Below are 24594 nucleotides of genomic sequence, written 5' to 3'. Positions count from 1 at the left end.
TGAAGTAGGAGACAAGACAATATGGCGCGTTACACCGGGGCCGACTGCAAGCGTTGCCGTCGGGAGAAGCAGAAGCTGTTCCTCAAGGGCAGCAAGTGTGAAAGCGCAAAGTGCCCGATCGAGATTCGTCCTTACCCCCCGGGTGAGCACGGACGCGGGCGCACCAAGGACAGCGAGTACCTGCTCCAGCTTCGTGAGAAGCAGAAGTGCAGCCGTATCTACGGTGTCCTTGAGAAGCAGTTCGTGAACTACTACAAGGAAGCGAACCAGAAGTCCGGCAAGACCGGTGAGAACCTTCTGCGCATCCTTGAGACCCGCCTCGACAACGTGGTGTACCGGGCTGGCTTTGCCAAGTCCCGCGACCACGCCCGTCAGCTGGTCCGTCACGGACACATCAATGTGAACGGCCGCAAGAACGACATTCCGTCGGCTCGTGTGTCCGCGAACGACATCATCGAGGTCCGCGAGGGCTCTCGGAACCTGACCCCCTTCCAGGTGGCGCAGGCCGAGGCCGGCGAGAAGACCGTTCCGGCCTGGCTGGAATCGATCCCCTCGCAGCTGCGCGTCCTCGTGCACAGCATGCCCGAGCGCCAGGTGATCGACACCCAGGTGCAGGAGCAGCTGATCGTTGAGCTCTACTCCAAGTAAGAGCTGAGCGGAATGGTCTGGGCGGTACGGAGCCATTGGCGTCGTACCGCCCGTACCCTTTGAAGTACAGCGGGCGTCAAATAGCGGGCGTCCACGACTGAAGGATCGAACACCATGCTGATTGCTCAGCGTCCCTCTCTGACCGAAGAGGTCGTCGACGAGTACCGCTCCCGGTTCGTGATCGAGCCGCTGGAGCCGGGCTTCGGCTACACCCTCGGCAACTCCCTGCGTCGGACCCTTCTGTCCTCGATCCCCGGTGCGGCGGTCACGTCCATCCGGATCGACGGTGTCCTGCACGAGTTCACCACCGTGCCGGGCGTCAAGGAAGACGTCACCGACCTGATCCTCAACATCAAGCAGCTGGTCGTGTCCAGCGAGCACGACGAGCCCGTCGTGATGTACCTGCGCAAGCAGGGCCCGGGCCTCGTGACCGCCGCCGACATCGCCCCGCCGGCCGGTGTCGAGGTGCACAACCCGGACCTCGTCCTCGCCACGCTCAACGGCAAGGGCAAGCTGGAGATGGAGCTGACCGTCGAGCGCGGTCGCGGCTACGTCTCCGCCGTTCAGAACAAGCAGGTGGGCCAGGAGATCGGCCGTATTCCGGTCGACTCCATCTACTCGCCGGTGCTCAAGGTCACGTACAAGGTCGAGGCGACCCGTGTCGAGCAGCGCACCGACTTCGACAAGCTGATCGTCGACGTCGAGACCAAGCAGGCCATGCGTCCGCGTGACGCCATGGCGTCGGCCGGTAAGACCCTGGTCGAGCTGTTCGGTCTGGCGCGCGAGCTCAACATCGACGCCGAGGGCATCGACATGGGCCCGTCCCCGACGGACGCCGCCCTGGCCGCCGACCTGGCGCTGCCGATCGAGGAGCTCGAGCTCACCGTTCGCTCGTACAACTGCCTCAAGCGCGAGGGCATCCACTCCGTGGGTGAGCTCGTTGCCCGCTCCGAGGCCGACCTGCTCGACATCCGCAACTTCGGTGCGAAGTCGATCGACGAGGTCAAGGCGAAGCTGGCCGGTATGGGCCTGGCGCTGAAGGACTCGCCTCCCGGCTTCGACCCGACCGCCGCCGCCGACGCCTTTGGCGCAGACGATGACGCGGATGCCGGTTTCGTCGAGACCGAGCAGTACTAAGAGCTCGGGCCTGATGGCCTGATTGTGACTGCGGGCCGGCTTCGGTCGGCCGCGCGGTTCCCCGCGCCCCTTACGGGGCGCTGGTTGTTGCCGGTGAGCATCCGCTCACCGGGTCCTGCCCCCGGTACCTGGTACGGCCGGGGCAGATACCAAGGAGAAAGAAATGCCGAAGCCCGCCAAGGGTGCCCGTCTGGGCGGCAGCGCTGCACACGAGCGTCTGATGCTGCGCAACCTGGCCACCGCTCTCTTCGAGCACGGTCGCATCACGACGACCGAGGCCAAGGCCCGTCGTCTGCGTCCGTACGCGGAGCGTCTGGTGACCAAGGCGAAGAAGGGTGACCTTCACAACCGCCGTCAGGTCATGGAGCTGATCTCGGACAAGAGCGTCGTCCACACGCTCTTCACGGAGATCGCCCCGCGGTTCGAGAACCGCCCGGGTGGTTACACCCGTATCACCAAGATCGGTAACCGTCGTGGCGACAACGCGCCCATGGCCGTTATCGAGCTGGTGGAGGCGCTGACCGTGGCCCAGCAGGCCACCGGTGAGGCCGAGGCCGCCACCAAGCGTGCGGTGAAGGAGTCCGAGGCTGCTGCCGAGGCTCCGGCCGAGGAGTCGAAGGACGCCTGAGGCTCTGCCTGACTGTGAGCGGGTCCGTTCCCTTCGGGGGGCGGGCCCGCTTCGCGTTCCCCGTGGGGTTGAGAGGATGGCTGGTGTGAGCGATGAGGTAGAGCCCGGTTACGTCCGGGTGCGGTTGGATCTGTCGTACGACGGCGCGGAGTTCTCCGGGTGGGCCAAGCAGGCCCGGGGGCAGCGGACCGTCCAGGCGGAGATCGAGGATGCGCTGCGGACGGTGACGCGGTCGGGGGAGACGACGTACGAGCTCACCGTCGCGGGCCGGACCGACGCCGGGGTGCATGCGCGGGGGCAGGTGGCGCATGTGGACCTGCCGGCGGAGCTGTGGGCCGAGCACCAGGAGAAGCTGCTGCGGCGGCTGGCCGGGCGGCTGCCGAAGGATGTGCGGGTGTGGCGGCTCACGGAGGCGCCGTACGGGTTCAATGCGCGGTTCTCGGCGATCTGGCGGCGGTACGCGTACCGGGTGACCGATCACCACGGGGGCGTGGATCCGCTGCTGCGCGGCCATGTGCTGTGGCACGACTGGGAGTTGGACGTCGAGGCGATGAACGCCGCCTCGCGGCCGCTGCTGGGCGAGCACGACTTCGCGGCGTACTGCAAGCGGCGCGAAGGCGCTACGACGATCCGTACGCTGCAGGAGCTGAGCTGGGAGCGGGGGGCGGACGGGATCATCACCGCGACCGTGAAGGCCGATGCGTTCTGCCACAACATGGTGCGGTCGCTGGTCGGGGCGATGCTGTTCGTGGGGGACGGGCACCGGCCGGTGGAGTGGCCCGGGAAGGTGCTGGCGGCGGGGGTGCGGGACTCCGCGGTGCATGTGGTGCGGCCGCACGGGCTGACGCTGGAGAAGGTCGGCTATCCGGCGGACGAGCTGCTCATGGCCCGTAACAAGGAGGCGCGGAACAAGCGGTCGCTGCCCGGGGGTGGCTGCTGCTGAGCGAACGGGCGGTGGCGCCGTTGGGGGGCGGCGCCACCGTGGGGGTCAGGACTGCTGCTGGGCCTTGCGGCGGGCTTCCGCGAGCTGTTCCTCGGCGGCCTTTGCGGCCTGGTCCTTGCCGCGCTGGGTGATCCGCGTGAAGGCGTACGAGCCGCCGTCCGTGCCGATCTGCTTGGCCTTGGTCTCGGTGGGGTCGGTCCGCTTGCCGTTGTTGTAGCCGGCGATGGTGAAGTAGGCGTAGCGGCCGGTGGCGTTGGCCGTCGAACGGCACCTGGTGGCCTGGCAGAACGTGGACGGGACGCCGCCGCCGGCGAGCGGGGCGATGTTGCCGCTCTTCCACTGGTTTACCACCTTGGTGGCCTTGGCCGGGGAGGCGAAGACCGCGATGCCGACCGTGGTCGAGACGCCGCCCTTGGAGTAGGTGGCGCGCAGCAGCTTGGTGCAGCCGTTGTGGGCCAGCAGGGAGCCGAGCGGGCCCTGGGTGGCGGCGGTGCAGTCGCCGGTGGTGGCGGTCTTCATCCGCGGGTAGGTGTGCTCGCCGACGACCATGGTCTTGTCGGGGAAGAGCGTGGCGGGGGTGAGTGGCGCCTTGTCCTTCTTGGGGTCGGAGATGTAGTCCCGCGGGTTCGGCGGCGGCGGTACCGACACGTCGGGGAAGGACGGCTTGTCGTCCGGCTCGGCGACCTGGCCGGATGCGGTGGGGTGGGCGGTCGGGTGGCCGCCGCCGCCCTCACTGCCGCTGTTGACGACGGCGGCCGTGACGATGCCGGCCACCGCGAGCGCGGCGAGTGCGCCGCCGCCGATCAGTATCCAGCGTTTACGACGCGATGCCGCCTCGCTCTCGCTGGCGAGTGCGTCCCAGTCCGGAGTACCGGATCCCCCGGGGCCGTCGAACGGCCCTCCTTGCCCAAAGCTCATGCCGCGCATCCTAACGACCCGTGGGACACGGTCAGGCGGCGCTTCGGTGGCCCTTTCGTAAAGCGGTCGCGGGACCGGTCGGTAAACCGATTGGAGTAATTCGCGGCGGGCCGTGACAATCCAGCCCATGGGACATCTGGAAGCCGGGCACCTGGAGTACTACCTGCCGGACGGGAGGGCCCTGCTGGGGGATGTCTCCTTCCGGGTGGGGGAGGGCGCCTCGGTTGCGCTGGTGGGAGCCAACGGCGCCGGCAAGACGACGCTGCTGCGGCTGATCGCGGGGGAGCTGCAGCCGCACGGCGGCTCGGTGACGGTCACCGGCGGGCTCGGCGTGATGCCGCAGTTCGTGGGGTCCGTACGGGACGACCGTACGGTGCGTGACCTGCTGGTTTCCGTTGCGCAGCCGCGGATCCGGGAGGCGGCGGGGGCGGTGGATGCTGCCGAGCTGGCCCTCATGACCGCCGAGGACGACGACGAAGCCGCGCAGATGGCCTATGCGCAGGCGCTCAGCGACTGGGCGGAGGCGCGCGGGTACGAGGCCGAGACCGTGTGGGACATGTGCACGATGGCCGCGCTCGGGATGCCGTACGAGAAGGCCCAGTGGCGGCAGGTGCGCACGCTGTCCGGGGGCGAGCAGAAGAGGCTGGTGCTGGAGTCGCTGCTGCGTGGCAGCGACGAGGTGCTGCTGCTGGACGAGCCGGACAACTATCTGGACGTGCCGGGCAAGCGGTGGCTGGAGGAGCAGCTGCGGGAGACCCGTAAGACGGTGCTGTTCGTCTCGCACGACCGGGAGCTGCTGGCCCGCTCCGCGGAGAAGATCGTCAGCGTCGAGCCGGGGCCGGCGGGCTCCGATGTCTGGGTGCACGGCGGCGGCTTCGGTACGTACCACGCGGCCCGCAAGGAGCGCTTCGCCCGCTTCGAGGAGCTGCGGCGGCGCTGGGACGAGAAGCACGCGCAGCTGAAGAAGCTGGTGGTCTCGCTGCGGCAGGCGGCCTCCGTCAGCCATGAGCTGGCCTCGCGGTACTCCGCGGCGCAGACCCGGCTGCGCAAGTTCGAGGAGGCCGGGCCGCCGCCGGAGCCGCCGCGTGAGCAGGAGATCACGATGCGGCTGCGCGGCGGGCGGACCGGTGTCCGGGCGGTCACCTGCGAGAACCTCGAGCTCACCGGCCTGATGCGGCCCTTCTCCCTGGAGATCTTCTACGGCGAGCGGGTGGCCGTCCTGGGCTCGAACGGCTCCGGCAAGTCCCACTTCCTGCGGCTGCTGGCGGGCGACGCCGACAACCCCGTCGCCCACACCGGCACCTGGAAACTGGGCGCCCGCGTCGTCCCCGGCCACTTCGCCCAGACCCACGCCCACCCTGAGCTGCTGGGCCGCACCCTGCTCGACATCCTGTGGACCGAGCACGCCAAGAACAAGGGCCAGGCGATGTCCGCGCTGCGCCGCTACGAGCTGGAGCAGCAGGCCGAGCAGCGCTTCGAGCGCCTGTCGGGCGGGCAGCAGGCCCGCTTCCAGATCCTGCTGCTGGAGCTGTCCGGCACGACCGCGCTGCTCCTGGACGAGCCGACCGACAACCTGGACCTGGAGTCGGCGGAGGCGCTCCAGGAGGGGCTGGAGGCGTACGAGGGGACGGTGGTGGCGGTGACGCACGACCGGTGGTTCGCGAAGGCCTTCGACCGGTTCCTGGTGTTCGGGTCGGACGGGGTGGTGCGGGAGACCGCGGAGCCGGTGTGGGACGAGCGGAGGGTGGCGCGCGAGCGGTAGTCGGCGCCCCGGGGTGACCTGGGGTCGTACGCCGGTTCGGGGCCTGTTTTGACCCGTCCGGGGTCATCTCGGTATCCTGCTGGTTCGTTATGCGTATTGGCTTGCTCTATCTCACGTGAGGGGCCCTTACGCCGGTCCACCGGACCGACGACCGGCAGCGGACGATCGGGTTGCGTCACCCGTAGTGCCGCCTTGCTGTGTGGTCAGCCCCGGTGACCAGTACAGGACCCAACACTTCAGAAGCGAAGGCTAAGACGTGCGTACGTTCAGCCCCAAGCCCGGCGATGTCCAGCGCCAGTGGCACATCATTGACGCGCAGGACGTTGTCCTGGGCCGTCTGGCCTCTCAGGCCGCGTCCCTCCTGCGGGGCAAGCACAAGCCGGTTTACGCCCCTCACGTTGACACCGGTGACTTCGTCATCATCATCAACGCCGACAAGGTGCACCTCTCCGGCAACAAGCGGACCCAGAAGCTGGCCTACCGCCACTCGGGTTTCCCGGGTGGTCTGCGCTCGGTCCGCTACGACGAGCTGCTCGACAAGAACCCCGAGAAGGCCGTCGAGAAGGCCATCAAGGGCATGCTTCCCAAGAACACCCTGGGCCGTCAGATGCTCTCGAAGCTGAAGGTCTACGCGGGTGCCGAGCACCCGCACGCTGCGCAGCAGCCGGTCCCGTTCGAGATCACCCAGGTCGCGCAGTAAGTCCGGCCACCCCCTAAGACGAACAGAATCTGAGGAGCATCGTGGCCGAGACCACTCCCGAGACCCCCGTCATCGAAGACGAGACGGCCGTCGAGGAATACACCACCGAGACCGAGGTCGTGGAGTCGGAGTACACCTCCGAGTCCCTCGCCTCCCGCTTCGGCGACCCGCAGCCGGCCGCCGGCCTGGGCCGTCGCAAGAACGCCATCGCCCGCGTCCGGATCGTTCCGGGCACCGGCAAGTGGAAGATCAACGGTCGCACCCTCGAGGGCTACTTCCCCAACAAGGTGCACCAGCAGGAAGTCAACGAGCCCTTCAAGGTGCTCGAGCTCGACGACCGCTACGACGTCGTCGCCCGCATCTCCGGCGGCGGCATCTCCGGCCAGGCCGGTGCGCTGCGTCTGGGCGTCGCCCGTGCGCTGAACGAGGCGGACCTGGACAACAACCGCGCCCCGCTGAAGAAGGCCGGGTTCCTCAAGCGTGACGACCGTGCGGTCGAGCGCAAGAAGGCCGGTCTCAAGAAGGCCCGTAAGGCGCCGCAGTACAGCAAGCGCTAATCACGCTCGCTGCACCCTGCAGCTCCTGGCGAACGCCCCGGTGGCACGTTCCGTGCGCCGGGGCGTTCGGCTATCCCGGGACCGCAGGCCCGTACCTGCGGCCAGGGGCGTACACCCCAGGTCCATATGTGCGGCCCGGGGCGTATACCTGGGATCAGGGACGTATACCTGGACTTGAAGCTCTGGTCCAAGCTCAGACACTCGGAGGACACCAGTGGGACGACTCTTCGGCACGGACGGTGTGCGCGGCGTCGCCAATGCGGACCTGACGGCGGAGCTCGCGCTCGGGCTGTCGGTCGCTGCGGCGCATGTGCTCGCGGAAGCCGGCACCTTCGAAGGGCATCGGCCCGTGGCAGTGGTGGGACGCGATCCACGGGCATCCGGGGAGTTCCTGGAGGCGGCGGTCGTCGCCGGGCTGGCCAGTGCCGGTGTGGACGTCCTGCGGGTGGGGGTGCTGCCGACGCCGGCCGTCGCGTACCTGACCGGCGCGCTCGGTGCGGACCTCGGCGTGATGCTCTCCGCCAGCCACAACCCGATGCCCGACAACGGCATCAAATTCTTCGCCCGCGGCGGGCACAAGCTCGCCGACGAGCTGGAGGACCGTATCGAGCAGACCTACCGCGCGCACCGCACCGGCGAGCCGTGGGAGCGGCCGACGGGTGACGGCGTGGGCCGGGTCACCGTCTACGACGAGGGCTTCGACAACTACGTCGCGCACCTGGTCGGCGTCCTGCCCAACCGCCTGGACGGGCTGAAGATCGTCATCGACGGTGCGCACGGCGCGGCGGCGCGGGTCTCGCCCGAGGCGTTCGCACGGGCCGGCGCCGAGGTCATCACCATCGGCACCGAGCCCGACGGCCTGAACATCAACGACGGCTGCGGCTCCACCCACCTGCGGCTGCTGCGCGAGGCGGTCGTCGAGCACGGCGCCGACCTGGGGGTCGCGCACGACGGCGACGCGGACCGCTGCCTGGCCGTGGACGGCGCCGGCAACGAGATCGACGGCGACCAGATCCTGGCCGTCCTCGCGCTCGGCATGCGCGAGGCGGGCACGCTGCGCAAGAACACCGTCGTCGCCACCGTCATGTCCAACCTGGGCTTCAAGCTGGCCATGGAGCGCGAGGGCATCGCCTTCGTCCAGACCGCGGTCGGCGACCGTTACGTCCTGGAGGAGATGAAGGCGAACGGCTTCGCGCTGGGCGGCGAGCAGTCCGGGCACGTCATCGTGCTGGACCACGCGACGACGGGCGACGGCACGCTGACGGGCCTGATGCTGGCGGCCCGGGTCGCCGCCACCGGCCGCTCGCTCGCCGACCTGGCCGGCGTCATGGAGCGCCTGCCGCAGATCCTCATCAACGTCCCCAACGTCGACAGGTCCCGCGTCGCCACCTCGGCCGAGCTGACCGCCGCGGTCACCGAGGCGGAGCGCGACCTGGGGGCCACCGGCCGCGTGCTGCTCCGTCCGTCCGGCACCGAGCCGCTCGTACGGGTGATGGTCGAGGCGGCGGACATCGAGCAGGCGCGGGCGGTTGCCGGGCGGCTCGCGGATGTGGTCAAGTCCGCGCTGGGGTAGTGGCGTCCACCGTCCCCGGCTCCGGCCCCGCACCGCCTGGCGTTACCGGCCCGGTGCGGGGCCGGAGTCGTGCCGGGCCCAGACGAGCTTCTGGACCGCCAGGGTGAGGGTGCCCGCGATCACGATGCCGGCCAGGTTCAGCAGGAGCTGGCCGGTCGACCCCCAGGTCTGGGAGTAGTCGCCGTAACTGAACGCGGCGGCGGCGTTGGCGGCCGCGGGGACGGTCGTCACGGAGATGGCCACGCCCACCAGGGCCCCCGATTTCGCCGAGGTCAGCGAGAGCGTGCCCGCGATACCGGCCAGGAAGGCCACCACGAAGGACATCAGGTCCGGCTGCCAGATGAAGGACGTGTTGGGGCGCTCGCCCTCGACCTTCTGCTCGGTGAACAGCCCCACCGCGTCCATGAAGAAGCTGAAGCCGACGGTCACCACCATCGCGACGGCGAAGCCGACGACCAGCGCGACCATGGAGCGCCAGGCCAGCCGGGGCGCGCGCTGCACCAGGGCCGTACAGATGCCGGCCAACGGGCCGAACTCCGGCCCCACCGCCATCGCCCCCACGATCAGGATGGCGTTGTCCAGCACCACACCGCACGCCGCGATCACCGTCGCGAGGGTCAGAAACGCCAGATAGGTGACCGAGAGCGTGGACTCCTCGTGGGTCGCATCGGTCAGCGACTCCCACAGGACGGCGTCGGCGCCCTCGCCGGGCGCCTCGTCCTCCGCCCGGTTCGCGCGCACCGACAGCGACAGGTCGATGTCCTCGACGGCGATCGACCCGTGCTTGTCCAGATCCAGCGCCCGCAGTCGGGCCAGCAGCCCGTCACCGGCCTCCCGCGCCACGTCGCACAGCACCACATCGCCCTGCGGATCGCGGGCCGCACCGGTCAGCACCGCGAGATGGGTGGCGCCGACGGTCGACTCCAGCAGCCGCAGGACCTCCTCCGTACGGTCCGCAGGAACTATCAGTCTGAGATGCAGCACGGTGTCCGTACTCCCTGGTTCCGGTCGCTGGGGCGTGTCCTGGAGGTAGTGACCTAGAGCTTGCGCAGCGACAGCCGCTGCACCTTGTGGTCCGGGCCCTTGCGCAGCACCAGGTTGGCGCGGCCGCGGGTCGGAGCGACATTCTGCTGGAGATTGGGCTTGTTGATGGTGCGCCACATCATCCGGGCGTAGTCCAGCGCCTCCTCCTCCGAGACCTGGGTGTACTTGCGGAAGTACGAGAACGGGTTCTGAAAGGCCGTCCGGCGCAGTTTGCGGAAGCGGCCCAGGTACCACGTCTCGATGTCCTCCGTCCGCGCGTCCACGTACACGGAGAAGTCGAAGAAGTCGGCGAGACCGAGGCGGGTACGGCCGTCCTTGCCGGGCAGCGCGGGCTGGAGGACGTTGAGGCCCTCGACGATGAGGATGTCGGGCCGGTGCACGGTCAGCCGCTCGCCCGGCACGATGTCGTAGATGAGGTGGGAGTACACCGGGGCGGTGACCTCTGCCTTCCCCGCCTTCACATCCGCCACGAACCGGGTCAGCGCGCGGCGGTCGTACGACTCGGGGAATCCCTTACGGGACATCAGCCCGCGCCGGTGCAGCTCGGCGTTGGGGAAGAGGAACCCGTCGGTGGTGACCAGCTCGACCCGCGGATGCTCGGGCCAGCGGGCCAGCAGCGCCTGCAGCAGGCGCGCGGTGGTGGACTTGCCGACCGCGACGCTGCCCGCGACCCCTATGACGAACGGGGTGCCGGGCTGGGCGCCCTGGCCGCCGCCCGCATCGCCCAGGAAGGTGTTGAGGGCGCCCCGCAGATTGCTCGTCGCACCGACGTAGAGGTTGAGCAGGCGGGAGAGCGGCAGATAGACATCCCGTACCTCATCGAGGTCGATCACATCGCCCAGTCCGCGCAGCCGTTCGACCTCATCGGCTGTCAGGGGCAGCGGGGTCTTCTCCCGCAGGGCACTCCACTGAGCGCGCGTCAGATCGACGTACGGGGAACTGTCGGCGCGGCGTCGCTGCTGCGGATCCGTCGTGAGGGGCACGCGCCCATTGTGCGCAGCCACGTCACCCGGCCCGGCTCCGGGGGCCGGGTGGGGGTGTCGTGACGGGAGTATCGGGGCGGGGTTGGGGACGGTTCGTCCTGAGGTTGCCCTGAGTGCCTGTACCCGGCGGATATTGCCCGGTACGGTCGGCGACGACGACGATATGGGCGAGACAGGGGGTGGGCGTGCGAGCGCGCCTGTTGGGAATGCTGCGACAGCGGTCAGAGGGAAAGAGCCAGGGCCTGACGGCGGACGACCTCGCCACGGCGGAATTCGCCGCCCGGGTACGCGCGGAGCTGGCCGAGGACCTGCCCGAGGACGATCTGGGCGAGGACCTCGCCGACATTCTGGCGACCTATGAACGCGGCAGTCGGCCCGGTACGGACGAGGACGAGGACGAGGAATTCCTGGAGACGGTGCGGGAGGCGCTGGAGAAGATGGAGCGGGGGTATTGAGAGGCGTGCCGGGCGGCGTCCGGCACGACGCCGCCCGGTGACCGCGGCGCGGCCGTGACCGGTGCCGACGGCAACGAGGCTCCGGTGCGCGGGCCGTCGTAGGGTGCCCCCATGTGCGGAATCGTGGGTTACGTAGGCGGGCAGTCCGCCCTTGACGTGGTGCTCGCCGGACTGAAGCGGCTGGAGTACCGCGGATACGACTCGGCCGGGATTGCGGTGCTGGCCGACGGGGGGCTGGCGGCGGCCAAGAAGGCGGGGAAGCTGGCCAACCTGGAGAAGGAGCTGGCGGACCGGCCGCTGCCTACGGGGACGACGGGGATCGGGCATACGCGGTGGGCCACCCACGGCGGCCCGACGGACAAGAATGCGCATCCGCATCTGGACAATGCCGGACGGGTGTCCGTCGTCCACAACGGGATCATCGAAAACTTTGCCGCGCTGCGGGCGGAACTCGCCGATCGCGGGCACGAGTTGGTGTCCGAGACGGACACCGAAGTCGTCGCCCATCTGCTCGCCGAGGCGTATTCGTCGTGCGGTGAACTGCCCGAGTCGATGCGGCAGGTGTGCCGGCGGCTCGAGGGGGCGTTCACGCTGGTTGCGGTGCATGCGGATGCGCCGGATCTGGTGGTCGGTGCGCGCCGTAACTCGCCGCTGGTGGTGGGAATCGGGGAGGACGAGGCATTCCTCGCCTCGGATGTCGCGGCGTTCATCGCGCATACCCGGCAGGCCGTCGAACTGGGCCAGGACCAGGTCGTGGAACTGCGCCGGGACGGGGTCACGGTGACGGACTTCGAGGGGGCGCCGGCGCCGGTCCGGGCGTATCACGTCGACTGGGATGTGTCGGCGGCCGAGAAGGACGGCCACGACTACTTCATGCTGAAGGAGATCGCGGAGCAGCCGAAGGCGGTGGCCGACACCTTGCTGGGGCGGATCGACGGCTCCGGGGTGCTCTCCCTCGACGAGGTGCGGATTCCCGAAGAGGTCCTGCGCGAGGCCGACAAGGTCGTCATTGTGGCGTGCGGTACGGCTTATCACGCGGGAATGATCGCCAAATACGCCATCGAGCACTGGACGCGCATTCCGTGCGAGACGGAACTGGCGAGTGAATTCCGGTACCGCGATCCGATTCTTGACCGGCGGACACTGGTGATCGCCATCAGCCAGTCGGGCGAGACGATGGATACGCTGATGGCGCTGCGGCATGCGCGGGAGCAGGGCGCCAAGGTGCTGGCCATCTGCAATACGAATGGTTCGACTATTCCGCGGGAATCGGATGCCGTGCTGTACACGCATGCCGGTCCCGAGGTCGCTGTGGCGTCGACCAAGGCGTTTTTGACGCAGTTGGTGGCGTGTTATCTCGTGGCTCTCTACCTCGCCCAGGTGCGGGGGAACAAGTGGGGCGACGAGATCCGCGATGTGGTGCGCGAGCTGGCGGCGATGGGGACCCGGGTGCAGCAGGTGCTGGGGACCATGGAGCCGGTACGGGAGCTGGCGCGCGGCCTCGCCGACAAGAACACGGTGCTTTTCCTGGGGCGGCATGTCGGTTATCCGGTGGCGCTGGAGGGTGCGCTGAAGCTCAAGGAGCTCGCGTATATGCATGCGGAGGGTTTTGCGGCGGGTGAGCTCAAGCACGGCCCGATTGCGCTGATCGAGGACGATCTCCCGGTGGTGGTGGTCGTGCCGTCGCCGCGCGGGCGGTCCGTACTGCACGACAAGATTGTGTCGAACATCCAGGAAATCCGGGCCCGGGGTGCGCGCACCATTGTGATTGCGGAGGAAGGGGACGAGGCGGTGGTGCCGTATGCCGATCACCTCGTACGGATTCCGCAGACGCCGGTATTGCTGCAGCCGCTGGTTTCCGCCGTGCCGCTGCAGGTTTTTGCGTGCGAGCTGGCCACCGCGCGCGGCAACGAGGTCGACCAGCCGCGTAACCTCGCCAAATCGGTGACGGTGGAGTGAGCGGGCGCGCGAGTGGTGAGCGGGTGAGCGGGTGATTATCGGGGTCGGGATCGATGTGGCCGAGATCGACCGGTTCGGGGCGGCGCTGGAGCGCACGCCCGAGCTGGCCCACCGGCTGTTCATCGAGACGGAGTTGATGCTGCCCAGCGGGGAGCGGCGGGGGACCGCCTCCCTGGCGGCGCGGTTCGCGGCCAAGGAGGCGGTGGCCAAGGCGCTCGGCGCGCCGGGCGGGCTGCACTGGACGGACGCGGAGGTGTACGTCGAGGACAGCGGGCAGCCACGGCTGCGGGTGCAGGGGACGGTTGCCGCGCGGGCGGCCGAGCTCGGCGTGCGGTCCTGGCATGTGTCGCTCAGTCATGACGCGGGGGTGGCCTCGGCCGTGGTGATCGCGGAGGGGTAGCCGGCAGGTCCCTCGGGTGCGGCGGGGTCTCGCGTGTGGCGGGCCCCCGCCGGCGTTCCGGTGTGAGACTGGGCGCCATGAGGACTGCCTACAGCGTGGAGACCGTACGGGCCGCCGAGCGGGAGTTGATGGCGCGGCTGCCGGAGGGGGCCCTGATGCAGCGGGCGGCGGCCGGACTGGCCGTGGCCTGTGGGGAGTTGCTGGGGCGGCGGGTGTACGGGGCCCGGGTGGCGCTGCTGGTCGGCAGCGGGGACAACGGCGGGGACGCGCTGTATGCCGGCGCCCGGCTGGCGCGGCGGGGCGCCGGGGTCGTCGCCGTACTGCTGTCGCCCGAGCGGGCGCATCCAGGGGGGCTTGCCGCGCTGCGGACGGCCGGCGGGCGGGTCTCGGACGATGCGCGGCGGGATGTGGCGTGGGCCGACCTGGTGGTGGACGGGATCGTGGGCATCGGAGGCAAGGGCGGATTGCGGACCGAGGCGGCTCAACTCCTGGGCGCCGTACGGCGGTCGGCGACCGTGGTGGCGGTCGATCTGCCCAGCGGTGTCGATGCCGACAGCGGCGAGGTGGCCGGGGACGCCGTCACCGCCGATGCGACGGTGACGTTCGGGACGTACAAACCGGGGCTGTTGATCGATCCGGCGCGGGACCGGGCGGGGGCGCTGCGGCTGGTGGACATCGGGCTGGAACTGCCGGAGAACGCCGAGGTGGAGGCGTTGCAGCACGCGGAGGTGGCGGAGCTGCTGCCGCGTCCGGCGGCGGAGAGCGACAAGTACCGGCGGGGCGTGGTGGGGGTCGTCGCCGGGTCGGCGCGGTATCCGGGGGCGGCGGTGCTGGCGGTGGCCGGTGCGTTGCGGGGCGGGGCGGGGGCCGTGCGGTACGTGGGGCCGGCGGCGGATGCGGTGCTGGCGCGGTTCCCGGAGACGCTGGTGCACACGGGGCCGCCGCACCGGGCGGGGCGGGTGCAGTCGTGGGTGATCGGGCCGGGGCTGGGGGATGAGTCGGCGGCGCTGGGGGATGTGCTGGCGGCGGATGTGCCGGTGCTGGTGGATGCGGACGGGCTGCGGTTCCTGACGCCCGAGCGGGTGCGGCGCCGTACGGCCGGGACGCTGCTGACGCCGCACGCGGGGGAGGCCGCGGCGCTGCTCGGACGGGGCCGCGCGGAGATCGAGGCGGCCCGGCTGCGGTCCGTACGGGAACTGGCCGAGCGGTACGGGGCGACGGTGCTGCTCAAGGGGTCGACGACCCTGGTGGCGGACGCGGACGGGCCCGTACGGGTCAACCCCACGGGGACGAGCTGGCTCGCCACGGCGGGCAGCGGGGATGTGCTCTCGGGGGTGACGGGATCGCTGCTGGCCAGCGGGCTGTCGCCGCTCGACGCGGGGTCCGTGGGGGCGTATCTCCACGGCCTCGCGGCCCGCCGCGCGGCCGGGCCGCAGGGGGCGCCGATTCTGGCCACCGAGGTCGCCGACCACCTGGGGGAGGCCTGGCGCGACGTGCTGGACTGAGGGCCCTCGCGCGCCCGGCGTGGTGGGGTACGCCGTGCCCGCAGGCCCCGCCTGACGCCACGCCCCGCAGCCCCCCGCCATTACGCCCCACGGGGGAACGCCACGGGCCACCAGGGCGAACCTGCGGGGCGACGGGCGGTGCGGCCGCCCGGTCACGGCATGGGTGAGTGCATGAATCGCACCCTGCCGGCGCTGCTGATCGGCGCCTCGCTGCTCACCTTCGTCGGAGTGCCCGCGGCCGTCGCCGGGCCGATCCCCGTAGCGCACCCGGCCTCTGCCGGTCTCCAGTCCGTAGTGCCGCCGGGCGGTGCAAGGGCGTCCGTCGCGCGCCTTGCCGCCCCCCGGCTGCAGCCCGTGCCGCAGGCGGCCCGTGCGGCCGCCGCCGCGCAGCCCCTGCCGCAGATGCCCGGCACCAAGCCGAAGCCTCGTATGCACGACGGGGCCGGGCCCGAGCTGGTCCCGGGTATCCCGCTGCACCGGCCCTTCCAGCGGCAGCAGGAGCTGCAGCGGCTGCCCGACCGGGCCCTGCCGCCGAACATCCCGCACGGCACCTCCCCCGGCCACCTCCCCCAGGGACCGGAGCCGAAGCGGCCCACCGGGCCCGTCCGCCACATCGAGCTGGTGCCGCGGTCCGAGGTGCAGCACGACCCCAGCGCGGCGCCGCGGTGCAGCCGGTCGACCGGCCCCGCCCAGCAGGCGGTCGAGGACTATCTGGAGCTGGAGGCGGACGGGCAGCAGTCGGCCGGGGACTGCCGGGCGATCCAGGAGTTCCAGCAGGAGAACAGCATCGAGCCCGCGACCGGCTTCGCGGGTCCGGTGACCGGCGCCCTGGTGCGGCTGCTGCAGGCCCAGAAGGACCCGAACCATGACGAACAGTGCCCGAACCGTAATGAGCGCGTGGTGTGCGTGGATCTGAACCGGCAGATCGTGTGGGTGCAGCAGGACGGCGAGGTGCTCTTCCAGCCGGTGGCGATGCGCTCCGGCCGGCCGGCGATGGAGACCCGTACCGGCACCTACCGCATCTACTGGAAGAACAAGAACCACACCTCGTCGCTCTACCACACCCCGATGCCGTTCGCGCAGTTCTTCGACGGCGGCGAGGCGCTGCACGGCGTCTACGACGACATCTACGCAGGGTCCGGCTCGCACGGCTGCATCAACCTTGCCTGGGCGGACGCGCAGAAGCTGTGGGGCATGCTGCAGAAGAACGACATCGTGCACGTCTGGGGCCGTAAGACCGGCGTGTGAGGGCCGTGTGACGGGCGTTTCCCTGCCGGTGCCCCGGGGTGGCGCGGCCCCGCCTGCGACACTGAGGGGGATGAACGAGACAGCGAAGCGGGCCCGCGCCACGATCGACGTCGCCGCCGTGCGGTCGAACGTGCGCGCGCTGCGAGGCCGCGCACCCCGGGCAGAGCTGATGGCCGTGGTCAAGGCCGACGGGTACGGACACGGCGCGGTGCCCTGTGCCCGCGCCGCCCGTCAGGCCGGCGCGAGCTGGCTGGGCACGGCGCTGCCCGAAGAGGCGTTCGCACTGCGTGCGGCCGGTGACACCGGGCGGCTGCTGTGCTGGCTGTGGACGCCGGGCGGCCCCTGGGGCAAGGCCGTCGAGCAGGACATCGACGTCTCGGTGAGCGCGCTGTGGGCGCTGCACGAGGTGAGCGAGGCGGCGCGGGCGTGCGGCCGTACGGCCCGGGTTCAGCTCAAGATCGACACCGGGCTCGGCCGCAACGGCTCCCAGCCCGCCGACTGGCGGGAGCTGACCGCGGCCGCCCGCAAGGCCGAGGCCGACGGCGTCATCAAGGTCACCGGCCTGTGGTCGCACTTCGCCTGCGCCGACGAGCCCGGACACCCTTCCATCCCGCTCCAGATGGCCGCCTTCGACGAGGCCCTGGCGGTCGCCGGAGCGGCCGGGCTGCGCCCCGAGGTACGGCATATCGCCAACACCCCGGCGCTGCTCACTCTCCCCGAGTCCCACTTCGACCTGGTACGTACCGGTATCGGCATCTACGGCGTCTCGCCCAGCGCCGAACTCGGCACGCCCCATGACTTCGGGCTGCGGCCCGCGATGACCCTCGAGGCGTCGCTGGCCTCGGTCAAGCGGGCCCCGGGCGGGCACGGCATCTCCTACGGCCACCACTACACGACGCCCGGTGACACCACCCTCGCGCTGGTCCCGCTCGGCTACGCCGACGGCATCCCCCGCAATGCCTCCGGCAGCGGCCCGGTGCTGGTGGCCGGAAAGTGGCGGACGGTTGCCGGGCGGATCGCGATGGATCAGTTCGTGGTCGACCTGGGCGGGGACAGCGCGCAGGCGGGCGATACGGCGGTGCTGTTCGGTCCGGGCGACCGCGGCGAGCCGATCGCGGAGGACTGGGCCAGGGCGGCCGGATCCATCGGCTACGAAATCGTCACAAGGATCGGGACGAGGGTGCCGCGCGTCCATGTGGATACCAATGTCGTGGACACGGGTGTCGAAGGGGATCCGACCCGTACGGGGGGTGCGCAATGAGCGACAGCCAGGAGGTGGCCGCGACAGCGGTCGAGACGGCGGCCAACTCGGTCAACAACTGGGCGCGGGCCGGGCGGCACGCCGGTATCGCGAGCGCGGCGATCGGTGTGATCGCGGCGGGTGCGGCGGCCGGCGTCGCGATAGAGCGGATGACGGTCGGCCGCGGGATGCGGCGGCGGGCCCGGCTGGCACTGGACGCAGAGGGGCCGTACGGCACGCTGCGCGGCACACCGGGCGCGGCGATCGGCGAGGACGGCACCGAGCTGTATTACGAGGTGGACGAGCCGGGGGAAGCGCCGGGGGCGGCGGGGAACGGCGGCAAGAGCGCGAACGGCGGCAAGAGCGCGAACGGCGGGAAGGGCACGAACGGCGGGAAGGGCGCCAAGGCCGCCAGGAACGGCAAGGGCGCCAAGGGCGGTGCCCGCGCCGCGGCCGACGGCCAGGCGGGCGCCCAGGCCGGCGCGCAGGTCGGCATCCGTAAACGGCTGCTGGCGGCGCTGGGCCGCCGTGCCGTGGCCCCCACCGTCGTCTTCAGCCACGGCTACTGTCTGAGCCAGGACTCCTGGCACTTCCAACGCGCGGCACTGCGCGGCATCGTGCGGACCGTCCACTGGGACCAGCGCAGCCACGGCCGCTCGGCGCGCGGCCACGGCCAGATCGACGGCACGGATCCGGTCACCATCGACCTGCTGGGCCGGGACCTGAAGGCGGTGCTGGACGCCGCCGTGCCCGAGGGGCCGATCGTGCTGGTCGGGCACTCCATGGGCGGGATGACGGTGATGGCGCTGGCCGACCAGTTCCCCGAGTACGTCGCGGAGCGGGTCGTCGGGGTGGCGCTGATCGGCACCTCGGCGGGCCGGCTGAGCGAGGTCGCGTTCGGGCTGCCGTCGATGGGTGTGAAGGCCTTCCACGCCGTCGCGCCGGGGCTGCTCAAGGCACTGGGCTCGCAGAGCGAGATCGTCGAGCGCGGGCGGCGGGCCACCGCCGATCTGTTCGCGGGGCTGATCAAGCGGTATTCGTTCGGGACTCCGGAGGACGTGGACTCGGGCGTCGCGCGGTTCGCGGAGCGGTTGATCGAGGCGACCCCGATCGATGTGGTCGCCGAGTTCTATCCGGCCTTCGCGGTGCACGACAAGACCGAGGCGCTGGTGGCGTACGACGCAAAGCCGGCGCTGGTGCTTGCCGGGGAGAAGGATCTGATCACCCCCGCCGACCACAGCCGCACCATCGCCGAGCTGCTGCCGCACGCCGACCATCTGGAGGTCCCCGGCGCCGGGCACCTGGTGATGCTGGAGCGGCCCGAGCTGGTCAACGACCAGCTGGTGTCGCTGGTGGAACGGGCCAGCGCGGCGGCCCGCAGCTCGCGCTCCGCCAGGGCCTGAGACGGCGGGCGGGGCCGCGCCCCGCGTCCGGGCCGTACCATTTGCGGCATGAGCGAGCGCAGCGAGCGAGTCGTTGAGAGGTGCGCGCCGTGCGAATGCGAGGCCGAGCGAAGCGAGGTTTCGGCATGAGCACCACCGGCGCGACCGCCCATGTCACCGTCAAGTCCCCGGACCAGATGCAGCAGTTGGGCCGCAGACTGTCGTCTTTGCTGCGCCCCGGCGACCTGGTGCTGCTCACCGGTGAGCTGGGCGCCGGCAAGACGACGCTGACCCGCGGCCTGGGCGAGGGCCTGGGCGTACGCGGCGCCGTGACCTCGCCCACCTTCGTCATTGCCCGGGTGCACCCCTCGCTGTCCGGCGGCCCGGCCCTCGTCCACGTCGACGCCTACCGCCTCCACGGCGGCCTCGACGCGATGGAGGACCTGGACCTGGATGTCTCGCTGCCGGAGTCGGTGGTGGTCGTGGAGTGGGGCGACGGCAAGGTCGAGGACCTGTCCGAGGACCGGCTGCATGTCGTCATCGGCCGGGCCGTGGGGGCCGATGCCCCCGGCGGCGCGGACGCGGTCCTCGAGGGCGTGCTGCACGGCGATACGGACGACGTACGCGAGGTGACGGTCACCGGGCTCGGCCCGCGCTGGGCGGCGGCCGGACTCGACCGCCTGGAGACCCTCTGACGGCCTCGGCCGTTCCCTCCCTTGCGGCCCCGCCACCCTTACGGGCGCAGCCGTACCGTAGTTTCCGACAAGGCGTCGGCAAGATGTTGCGCCCGCGGTACCGCGCATGGTCACATGGGTGAGGAGAGTCCCGGTTAGGTCAGCCTAAGTTGGCGGCCTGGCCTCTGTCGCTTGCCCCAGGAGCCCGGGAGGCGCCCATGTCGGCCCACCAGCCTTCCCCCACACCGGAAGGGCGTGCGGGCGCCGCCATCGCGGCGGCCCGGCGCGCCGCGGACGATGCCCCCGAACAGCTGCCGACGATGAACCAGCTGCTCGCGGCGTGCGCCGCGGCCAGCGCCGTCTCCACGCCGCCGGACGCCACCGCCGAGACGCGGGCGAGCGAGCCGGACAAGGAAGCGGCACCCGCGTCCACCGAGGGGCGCGACGCGGCGTAGCCCGTAGGGGCGAAGCCGTCGATGCCGTAAGAAGCCGTCAGCAGGCGGAGAAGCCGTAAGGGCCCAGGGGCCTCAGGCGACCACGACGATCTTGGTGCCGTACAGCGCAAAGTCCCACAGCGCCTTGCCGTTGGCCCGCGACTCACGGATACCGCCGGTCTTCTTCGTCGCGCCCGGATCCGGCTTCGGCGTGGAGCCGTCGACCGCCGCGCTGAACCCGACCACGACGCCGTTGGTCCTGGCGAACAGCACCACATGCTCGATGGCGATGCCGTCGGAACCCATCAGGCTCACCGAGCGCTGGGTGACCTGGTACGCCCCGGCCGCCGGGCTGACCGTGCTCGGCGCGACCGGGTACGTGCGCAGCGCCTTGTCCTGCGCGTCGACCAGCCAGACCCGCTTGGCGCCGAGGGAGTAGACGACCCGCTTGCCGGTGCCGGACCCCGCGGGGACGGCGGCCGGCCCCGGCGTCTTCGGCTTCTTCGTGGGCGCGTGGGGCGCGGGCTTCTTGGTGTGCTGCTCCTGGCCGCGGGCCGCGAGGTGGTCCGGGGCGGATGCCGAGGCCTGGTAGCCGAGGAAGCCGACCGCGACGAGGGCGGCCGCGGTGAGAGCGGTGACGATCGTGCTGCTCTTAGCGGGCACCGCTGTGCCACCTTTCCGCCGCCGGGCATACGTATGGGCCGACGGTAGCACCGCAGCAGGCACCTCCGGCCGAGGCACCGGCCCCCTCCGGCCGAGCCGTAGGCTTAGGGCGTGCTGCTGCTAGCTCTTGACACCGCCACCCCCGCCGTCACCGTCGCCCTGCACGACGGTTCCCGCGTCCTCGCCGAGTCCCGCCAGGTGGACGCCCGCCGGCACGGTGAGCTGCTGCTGCCCGCCGTCGACCGGGTGCTGGCCGAGGCGGGCCGCAAGCTCGACGCGGTCAGCGGCATCGTGGTCGGCGTGGGGCCCGGCCCGTACACCGGACTGCGCGTCGGGCTGGTCACGGCGGCGACCTTCGGGTCCGTCCTGGGAGTCCCGGTGCACGGCCTGTGCTCGCTGGACGGCCTTGCGTACGCCGCCGGCCTGGACGAGCCCTTCGTGGTGGCGACGGACGCCCGCCGCAAGGAGGTCTACTGGGCGCGGTACGCGAACTCCCGCACTCGGCTGACCGACCCCGCCGTCGACCGCCCCGCCGACATCGCCGACCAGGTGGCCGACGTCCCCACCGTGGGCGCGGGCGCACTGCTCTACGACGAGGTGTTCACCGGCGTACGGCGCGAGGGCCCCGAGCACCAGTCCGCGGCCGCGCTCGCCGCGCTGGCCGCCGAGAAGCTCGCAGCCGGCGAGGAGTTCCTGCCCCCGCAGCCGCTGTATCTGCGCCGCCCCGACGCCCAGGTCCCGGCCAACTACAAGGTGGTCACCCCCAAGTGACCGGGGTGGCCGTCATGCGCGAGATGCGCTGGTGGGACATCGAGCCGGTGCTGGCGCTGGAGCGCGAACTGTTCCCCGAGGACGCCTGGTCGGAAGGGATGTTCTGGTCCGAGCTGGCCCATGCGCGCGGCGCGGCCGCCACCCGCCGCTATCTCGTCGCCGAGCTGGACGGCCGTCTCGTCGGCTACGGCGGCCTGTGCGCCATCGACACCACCGGCGACATCCAGACCATCGCCACCGCCCGCGACCAGTGGGGCACCGGCCTCGGCGCCCGCCTGCTGACCGAACTGCTCTCGGCCGCCACCGCCTTCGAGTGCCGCGAGGTGCTGCTGGAGGTACGGGTCGACAACGTCCGCGCGCAGCGCCTGTACGAGCGCTTCGGCTTCGAACCGATCGGCTTCCGCCGCGGCTACTACCAGCCCGGCAATGTCGACGCCCTGGTCATGCGCCTGACCACCGAGTCCTCTTCACCCGCATCCCCCGTCCAAGGAACGCAAGGAAACCCGACCCATGGCTGACGAACCGCTCGTCCTCGGCATCGAGACCTCCTGCGACGAGACCGGAGTCGGCATCGTCCGCGGCCACACGCTGCTGGCCGACGCGGTCGCCTCCAGCGTCGACGAGCACGCCCGCTTCGGCGGCGTCGTCCCCGAGGTTGCCTCGCGGGCGCACCTGGAGGCGATGGTCCCCACCATCCAGCGCGCCCTGAAGGACGCCGGGGTCGCGGCGAGCGACCTCGACGGCATCGCGGTCACCGCAGGTCCCGGCCTCGCGGGCGCCCTGCTGGTCGGCGTCTCGGCCGCCAAGGCGTACGCCTACGCCCTCGGCAAGCCGCTCTACGGCGTCAACCACCTGGCCTCGCACATCTGCGTCGACCAGCTGGAACACGGCGCGCTGCCGGAACCCACGATGGCGCTGCTGGTCTCCGGCGGCCATTCCTCCCTCCTTCTCGCCCCCGACATCACCTCGGACGTCCGCCCCCTGGGCTCGACCATCGACGACGCGGCGGGCGAGGCGTTCGACAAGATCGCGCGGGTGCTGCACCTCGGCTTCCCGGGCGGCCCGGTCATCGACCGCTACGCCCGCGAGGGCAACCCGGACGCGATCCGCTTCCCGCGCGGCCTGACCGGCCCCCGCGACCCCGTCTACGACTTCTCCTTCTCCGGCCTGAAGACCGCCGTCGCACGCTGGATCGAGGCCAAGCGGGCGGCCGGCGAGGACGTCCCGGTGGCGGATGTCTCGGCGTCCTTCCAGGAGGCCGTGGTGGATGTGCTCACCCGTAAGGCCGTACGGGCCTGCAAGGACAACGGCGTCGACCACCTGATGATCGGCGGCGGCGTCGCGGCCAACTCCCGGCTGCGGGCGCTGGCCGAACAGCGCTGCGAGAAGGCGGGGATCACGCTGCGGGTACCGCGTCCCAAGCTGTGCACGGACAACGGGGCGATGGTGGCGGCGCTGGGCGCGGAGATGGTGGCCCGTAACCGGCCCGCTTCGGACTGGGGGCTGTCGGCGGATTCGTCGCTGCCGGTGACGGAGCCGCATGTGCCGGGGGAGGACCATGGGCACGGCCACAGCCACGATCACGTTCATGAGCTGAGCAAGAACAACCTCTACTCCTGAGTTCGGTCTCCGGGCAGGAGGCGGTCCCGCTACGCCCTGACCGGGCGCCCCAGCAGCATGCTCGGCCTCCCCGCCACCCGCGTGAGGATGATCGTGCAGGAGTTCTTCCCTTCGAGCTTGAGCTTCTTGCGCAGCTCCTCCGGGGAGACCGCCGAGCCGCGCTTCTTGATCTCCGCGATGCCGATCCCGCGTGCGCGCAGCAGCGCCCGCAGCTTCTTGACGTTGAAGGGGAGGACGTCGGTGATCTCGTAGGCGGCGGCGTACGGGGTCTGGGTCAGCTCGTCCGCCGTGATGTAGGCGATCGTCGGGTCGATCAGGCGGCCGCCGACCTGCTGGGCGACATCGGCCACCAGGTGCGCCCGGATGACGGCGCCGTCCGGCTCGTACAGCCAGCGGCCGACCGGGCCCGGCTCGGGGTCGGGCAGGCCGGCGCCGAGCAGGGTGGCGCCGCCGGGGAGGAGGGTCGCCCGGCGGCCGCCCGGCGTGACGGAGGCGCCGAACCACACCACCGCCTCCTTCACATCGCCCCCGTCGGAGATCCACTCCGTCTCGGCGTCCTCGGGCAGCGCCTCGTGCGGCACGCCGGGGGCGATCTTCAGCGCCGCGTGGGGAGCCGTGCGGGCGGCCTCGACGGCCCATGACAGGGGTGGCGAGTAGGCCTCGGGGTCGAAGATCCGCCCACCCGTCGCCCGACCACCGCCCCTGGCGGAGGCGCTGTGCGCCGCCCCTCTTGTTGGCGCCTTCGTCCGCCGCGCCGGGTCGACGAACACCGCGTCGAACCCGGCCGTGTCCACCTCCGTCACATCCGCGCAGCGCACCTCGATCAGCTCGGCCAGCCCCAGCGCCTCGGCGTTGGCGCGGGCGGCGGCGCAGGCGAGGGGGTCGCGGTCGACGGCGAGGACGGAGATGCCGGCGCGGGCGAGCGCGAGGGCGTCGCCGCCGATGCCGGAGCAGAGGTCGGCCAGCGTACGGACGCCGAGCGCGGCGAGGCGGGCGGCGCGGTGGGTGGCCACGGTGACGCGGGTGGACTGCTCGACACCGTTCGGCGTGAAGTACATCCGCCGGGCGTCGTCCCCGAACTTGGCCGCCGCGCGCTGCCGCAGCCGGGCCTGGCTGAGGGCGGCGGACACCAGCGGCGCGGCGTGGGTGCGGCGCAGCCGGGTCGCGGCGGCCAGGTCGTCGGCCGGATCGTGGTCCCGCAGTGCGGCCAGCAGCTCCTGTCCCTCGGGGGTGAGCAGCGCGGAGAAGGTGTCGAGGTCGGTCACCTGCCCCATTGTGGGCCAGTCGGCTGACCTCTTCGGCGTGGTGGGTTGTGTCGCCGTGGCGAGGGGGTGGGTCGCTGCCAGGATC

Annotated in this window: 25 protein-coding genes; 20 read left to right on the top strand and 5 right to left on the bottom strand. The window is 71.2% G+C overall.

Annotated features, from left to right (window positions below):
* The first annotated feature begins 21 nt into the window (after nucleotides 1-21).
* The 4 genes from rpsD (at nucleotide 22) to truA (ending at nucleotide 3356) form a co-directional block, all read left to right on the top strand.
* On the top strand, nucleotides 22-648 hold the full coding sequence (gene rpsD, locus AB0D04_RS10005) for a 30S ribosomal protein S4 (protein ID WP_362701409.1): 627 nt from the start codon (nucleotides 22-24) through the stop codon (nucleotides 646-648).
* 114 nt (nucleotides 649-762) lie between these two features.
* A complete protein-coding gene (locus AB0D04_RS10000) occupies nucleotides 763-1785 on the top strand; it encodes a DNA-directed RNA polymerase subunit alpha (protein WP_003956430.1) in 1023 nt (340 codons plus the stop codon).
* A 163-nt stretch (nucleotides 1786-1948) separates the two neighbouring features.
* Entirely contained in the window at nucleotides 1949-2413 is a 465-nt protein-coding gene (gene rplQ, locus AB0D04_RS09995) for a 50S ribosomal protein L17 (protein ID WP_362701406.1), read from the top strand.
* An 85-nt stretch (nucleotides 2414-2498) separates the two neighbouring features.
* Nucleotides 2499-3356 carry a tRNA pseudouridine(38-40) synthase TruA gene (truA, locus tag AB0D04_RS09990; protein WP_362701404.1) on the top strand — a complete coding sequence of 286 codons (858 nt, stop codon included), beginning with the start codon at nucleotides 2499-2501 and terminating at the stop codon, nucleotides 3354-3356.
* Between the two features lie 45 nt (nucleotides 3357-3401).
* Here truA and AB0D04_RS09985 read toward each other — a convergent pair whose 3' ends face one another.
* Nucleotides 3402-4274 (bottom strand): hypothetical protein, encoded by an 873-nt coding sequence (locus AB0D04_RS09985; RefSeq protein WP_362701402.1) that lies wholly within the window; start codon nucleotides 4272-4274, stop codon nucleotides 3402-3404.
* 127 nt (nucleotides 4275-4401) lie between these two features.
* Between AB0D04_RS09985 and AB0D04_RS09980 the strand changes: the two genes are divergently transcribed.
* The 4 genes from AB0D04_RS09980 (at nucleotide 4402) to glmM (ending at nucleotide 8866) form a co-directional block, all read left to right on the top strand.
* Nucleotides 4402-6036 carry an ATP-binding cassette domain-containing protein gene (locus AB0D04_RS09980; protein ID WP_362701399.1) on the top strand — a complete coding sequence of 545 codons (1635 nt, stop codon included), beginning with the start codon at nucleotides 4402-4404 and terminating at the stop codon, nucleotides 6034-6036.
* A gap of 256 nt (nucleotides 6037-6292) precedes the next feature.
* On the top strand, nucleotides 6293-6736 hold the full coding sequence (gene rplM, locus AB0D04_RS09975) for a 50S ribosomal protein L13 (RefSeq protein ID WP_362701397.1): 444 nt from the start codon (nucleotides 6293-6295) through the stop codon (nucleotides 6734-6736).
* A gap of 41 nt (nucleotides 6737-6777) precedes the next feature.
* Entirely contained in the window at nucleotides 6778-7293 is a 516-nt protein-coding gene (gene rpsI / locus AB0D04_RS09970) for a 30S ribosomal protein S9 (protein ID WP_362701394.1), read from the top strand.
* Between the two features lie 214 nt (nucleotides 7294-7507).
* Nucleotides 7508-8866, top strand: a complete 1359-nt coding sequence (gene glmM / locus AB0D04_RS09965) for a phosphoglucosamine mutase (RefSeq protein WP_362701392.1) — start codon at nucleotides 7508-7510, stop codon at nucleotides 8864-8866.
* Nucleotides 8867-8908: 42 nt separating this feature from the next.
* On the opposite strand, the gene AB0D04_RS09960 is transcribed toward glmM, so the two are convergent.
* The gene (locus AB0D04_RS09960) at nucleotides 8909-9850 is read right to left on the bottom strand and encodes a DUF389 domain-containing protein (RefSeq protein WP_362701390.1); all 942 of its coding nucleotides are present in this window, start codon (nucleotides 9848-9850) and stop codon (nucleotides 8909-8911) included.
* A gap of 53 nt (nucleotides 9851-9903) precedes the next feature.
* On the bottom strand, nucleotides 9904-10893 hold the full coding sequence (gene coaA / locus AB0D04_RS09955; protein WP_362701387.1) for a type I pantothenate kinase: 990 nt from the start codon (nucleotides 10891-10893) through the stop codon (nucleotides 9904-9906).
* A gap of 185 nt (nucleotides 10894-11078) precedes the next feature.
* Here coaA and AB0D04_RS09950 point away from each other — a divergent pair, with 185 nt between their 5' ends.
* The 9 genes from AB0D04_RS09950 (at nucleotide 11079) to AB0D04_RS09910 (ending at nucleotide 20211) form a co-directional block, all read left to right on the top strand.
* Nucleotides 11079-11348: a hypothetical protein gene (locus AB0D04_RS09950; RefSeq protein WP_362701385.1), complete on the top strand. Its 270-nt coding sequence runs from the start codon at nucleotides 11079-11081 to the stop codon at nucleotides 11346-11348.
* A gap of 111 nt (nucleotides 11349-11459) precedes the next feature.
* On the top strand, nucleotides 11460-13307 hold the full coding sequence (gene glmS / locus AB0D04_RS09945) for a glutamine--fructose-6-phosphate transaminase (isomerizing) (protein ID WP_362701382.1): 1848 nt from the start codon (nucleotides 11460-11462) through the stop codon (nucleotides 13305-13307).
* 31 nt (nucleotides 13308-13338) lie between these two features.
* Nucleotides 13339-13707: a holo-ACP synthase gene (locus AB0D04_RS09940; RefSeq protein ID WP_362701379.1), complete on the top strand. Its 369-nt coding sequence runs from the start codon at nucleotides 13339-13341 to the stop codon at nucleotides 13705-13707.
* A 77-nt stretch (nucleotides 13708-13784) separates the two neighbouring features.
* Nucleotides 13785-15212, top strand: a complete 1428-nt coding sequence (locus AB0D04_RS09935) for an NAD(P)H-hydrate dehydratase (protein ID WP_362701378.1) — start codon at nucleotides 13785-13787, stop codon at nucleotides 15210-15212.
* 171 nt (nucleotides 15213-15383) lie between these two features.
* Nucleotides 15384-16460, top strand: a complete 1077-nt coding sequence (locus AB0D04_RS09930) for a L,D-transpeptidase (RefSeq protein WP_362701376.1) — start codon at nucleotides 15384-15386, stop codon at nucleotides 16458-16460.
* 70 nt (nucleotides 16461-16530) lie between these two features.
* Nucleotides 16531-17721, top strand: coding sequence for an alanine racemase (gene alr, locus AB0D04_RS09925; protein ID WP_362701374.1), 1191 nt, complete (start codon nucleotides 16531-16533; stop codon nucleotides 17719-17721).
* Entirely contained in the window at nucleotides 17718-19103 is a 1386-nt protein-coding gene (locus AB0D04_RS09920; protein ID WP_362701371.1) for an alpha/beta hydrolase, read from the top strand. The genes alr and AB0D04_RS09920 overlap by 4 nt, the downstream gene beginning before the upstream one ends.
* A gap of 125 nt (nucleotides 19104-19228) precedes the next feature.
* On the top strand, nucleotides 19229-19777 hold the full coding sequence (gene tsaE, locus AB0D04_RS09915; RefSeq protein ID WP_362701368.1) for a tRNA (adenosine(37)-N6)-threonylcarbamoyltransferase complex ATPase subunit type 1 TsaE: 549 nt from the start codon (nucleotides 19229-19231) through the stop codon (nucleotides 19775-19777).
* A gap of 197 nt (nucleotides 19778-19974) precedes the next feature.
* Nucleotides 19975-20211, top strand: coding sequence for a hypothetical protein (locus AB0D04_RS09910; RefSeq protein WP_362701365.1), 237 nt, complete (start codon nucleotides 19975-19977; stop codon nucleotides 20209-20211).
* 72 nt (nucleotides 20212-20283) lie between these two features.
* On the opposite strand, the gene AB0D04_RS09905 is transcribed toward AB0D04_RS09910, so the two are convergent.
* Entirely contained in the window at nucleotides 20284-20853 is a 570-nt protein-coding gene (locus AB0D04_RS09905) for a L,D-transpeptidase (RefSeq protein ID WP_362701362.1), read from the bottom strand.
* A gap of 111 nt (nucleotides 20854-20964) precedes the next feature.
* Here AB0D04_RS09905 and tsaB point away from each other — a divergent pair, with 111 nt between their 5' ends.
* From tsaB to tsaD, 3 genes are read left to right on the top strand one after another with little or no spacing between them, the layout of a single operon-like run.
* Nucleotides 20965-21624 carry a tRNA (adenosine(37)-N6)-threonylcarbamoyltransferase complex dimerization subunit type 1 TsaB gene (gene tsaB / locus AB0D04_RS09900; RefSeq protein WP_362701360.1) on the top strand — a complete coding sequence of 220 codons (660 nt, stop codon included), beginning with the start codon at nucleotides 20965-20967 and terminating at the stop codon, nucleotides 21622-21624.
* A gap of 14 nt (nucleotides 21625-21638) precedes the next feature.
* On the top strand, nucleotides 21639-22142 hold the full coding sequence (gene rimI, locus AB0D04_RS09895) for a ribosomal protein S18-alanine N-acetyltransferase (protein ID WP_362701453.1): 504 nt from the start codon (nucleotides 21639-21641) through the stop codon (nucleotides 22140-22142).
* Nucleotides 22135-23244, top strand: coding sequence for a tRNA (adenosine(37)-N6)-threonylcarbamoyltransferase complex transferase subunit TsaD (gene tsaD, locus AB0D04_RS09890; RefSeq protein ID WP_362701358.1), 1110 nt, complete (start codon nucleotides 22135-22137; stop codon nucleotides 23242-23244). The genes rimI and tsaD overlap by 8 nt, the downstream gene beginning before the upstream one ends.
* Nucleotides 23245-23273: 29 nt before the next feature.
* Here tsaD and AB0D04_RS09885 read toward each other — a convergent pair whose 3' ends face one another.
* Nucleotides 23274-24518: a class I SAM-dependent methyltransferase gene (locus AB0D04_RS09885; RefSeq protein WP_362701355.1), complete on the bottom strand. Its 1245-nt coding sequence runs from the start codon at nucleotides 24516-24518 to the stop codon at nucleotides 23274-23276.
* Nucleotides 24519-24594: the final 76 nt, after the last annotated feature.

The sequence above is a fragment of the Streptomyces sp. NPDC048483 genome, assembly GCF_040651455.1.
Classification (GTDB): domain Bacteria; phylum Actinomycetota; class Actinomycetes; order Streptomycetales; family Streptomycetaceae; genus Streptomyces.
Note: the sequence above shows the minus strand (reverse complement) of the source record. Positions and strands in the feature narration are given on the sequence as shown.

Excerpts from the sequence above, each read along its gene's own strand:
- AB0D04_RS09985 (WP_362701402.1), bottom strand. The coding sequence starts at position 4,274 with ATGAGCTTTGGGCAAGGAGGGCCGTTCGACGGCCCCGGGGGATCCGGT.
- AB0D04_RS10000 (WP_003956430.1), top strand. The coding sequence starts at position 763 with ATGCTGATTGCTCAGCGTCCCTCTCTGACCGAAGAGGTCGTCGACGAG.
- rplQ (WP_362701406.1), top strand. The coding sequence starts at position 1,949 with ATGCCGAAGCCCGCCAAGGGTGCCCGTCTGGGCGGCAGCGCTGCACAC.
- AB0D04_RS09920 (WP_362701371.1), top strand. The coding sequence starts at position 17,718 with ATGAGCGACAGCCAGGAGGTGGCCGCGACAGCGGTCGAGACGGCGGCC.
- AB0D04_RS09930 (WP_362701376.1), top strand. The coding sequence starts at position 15,384 with ATGAATCGCACCCTGCCGGCGCTGCTGATCGGCGCCTCGCTGCTCACC.
- AB0D04_RS09935 (WP_362701378.1), top strand. The coding sequence starts at position 13,785 with ATGAGGACTGCCTACAGCGTGGAGACCGTACGGGCCGCCGAGCGGGAG.
- glmS (WP_362701382.1), top strand. The coding sequence starts at position 11,460 with ATGTGCGGAATCGTGGGTTACGTAGGCGGGCAGTCCGCCCTTGACGTG.
- alr (WP_362701374.1), top strand. The coding sequence starts at position 16,531 with ATGAACGAGACAGCGAAGCGGGCCCGCGCCACGATCGACGTCGCCGCC.
- tsaD (WP_362701358.1), top strand. The coding sequence starts at position 22,135 with ATGGCTGACGAACCGCTCGTCCTCGGCATCGAGACCTCCTGCGACGAG.
- tsaE (WP_362701368.1), top strand. The coding sequence starts at position 19,229 with ATGAGCACCACCGGCGCGACCGCCCATGTCACCGTCAAGTCCCCGGAC.
- AB0D04_RS09885 (WP_362701355.1), bottom strand. The coding sequence starts at position 24,518 with ATGGGGCAGGTGACCGACCTCGACACCTTCTCCGCGCTGCTCACCCCC.
- rimI (WP_362701453.1), top strand. The coding sequence starts at position 21,639 with ATGCGCGAGATGCGCTGGTGGGACATCGAGCCGGTGCTGGCGCTGGAG.
- rpsD (WP_362701409.1), top strand. The coding sequence starts at position 22 with ATGGCGCGTTACACCGGGGCCGACTGCAAGCGTTGCCGTCGGGAGAAG.
- AB0D04_RS09910 (WP_362701365.1), top strand. The coding sequence starts at position 19,975 with ATGTCGGCCCACCAGCCTTCCCCCACACCGGAAGGGCGTGCGGGCGCC.
- AB0D04_RS09980 (WP_362701399.1), top strand. The coding sequence starts at position 4,402 with ATGGGACATCTGGAAGCCGGGCACCTGGAGTACTACCTGCCGGACGGG.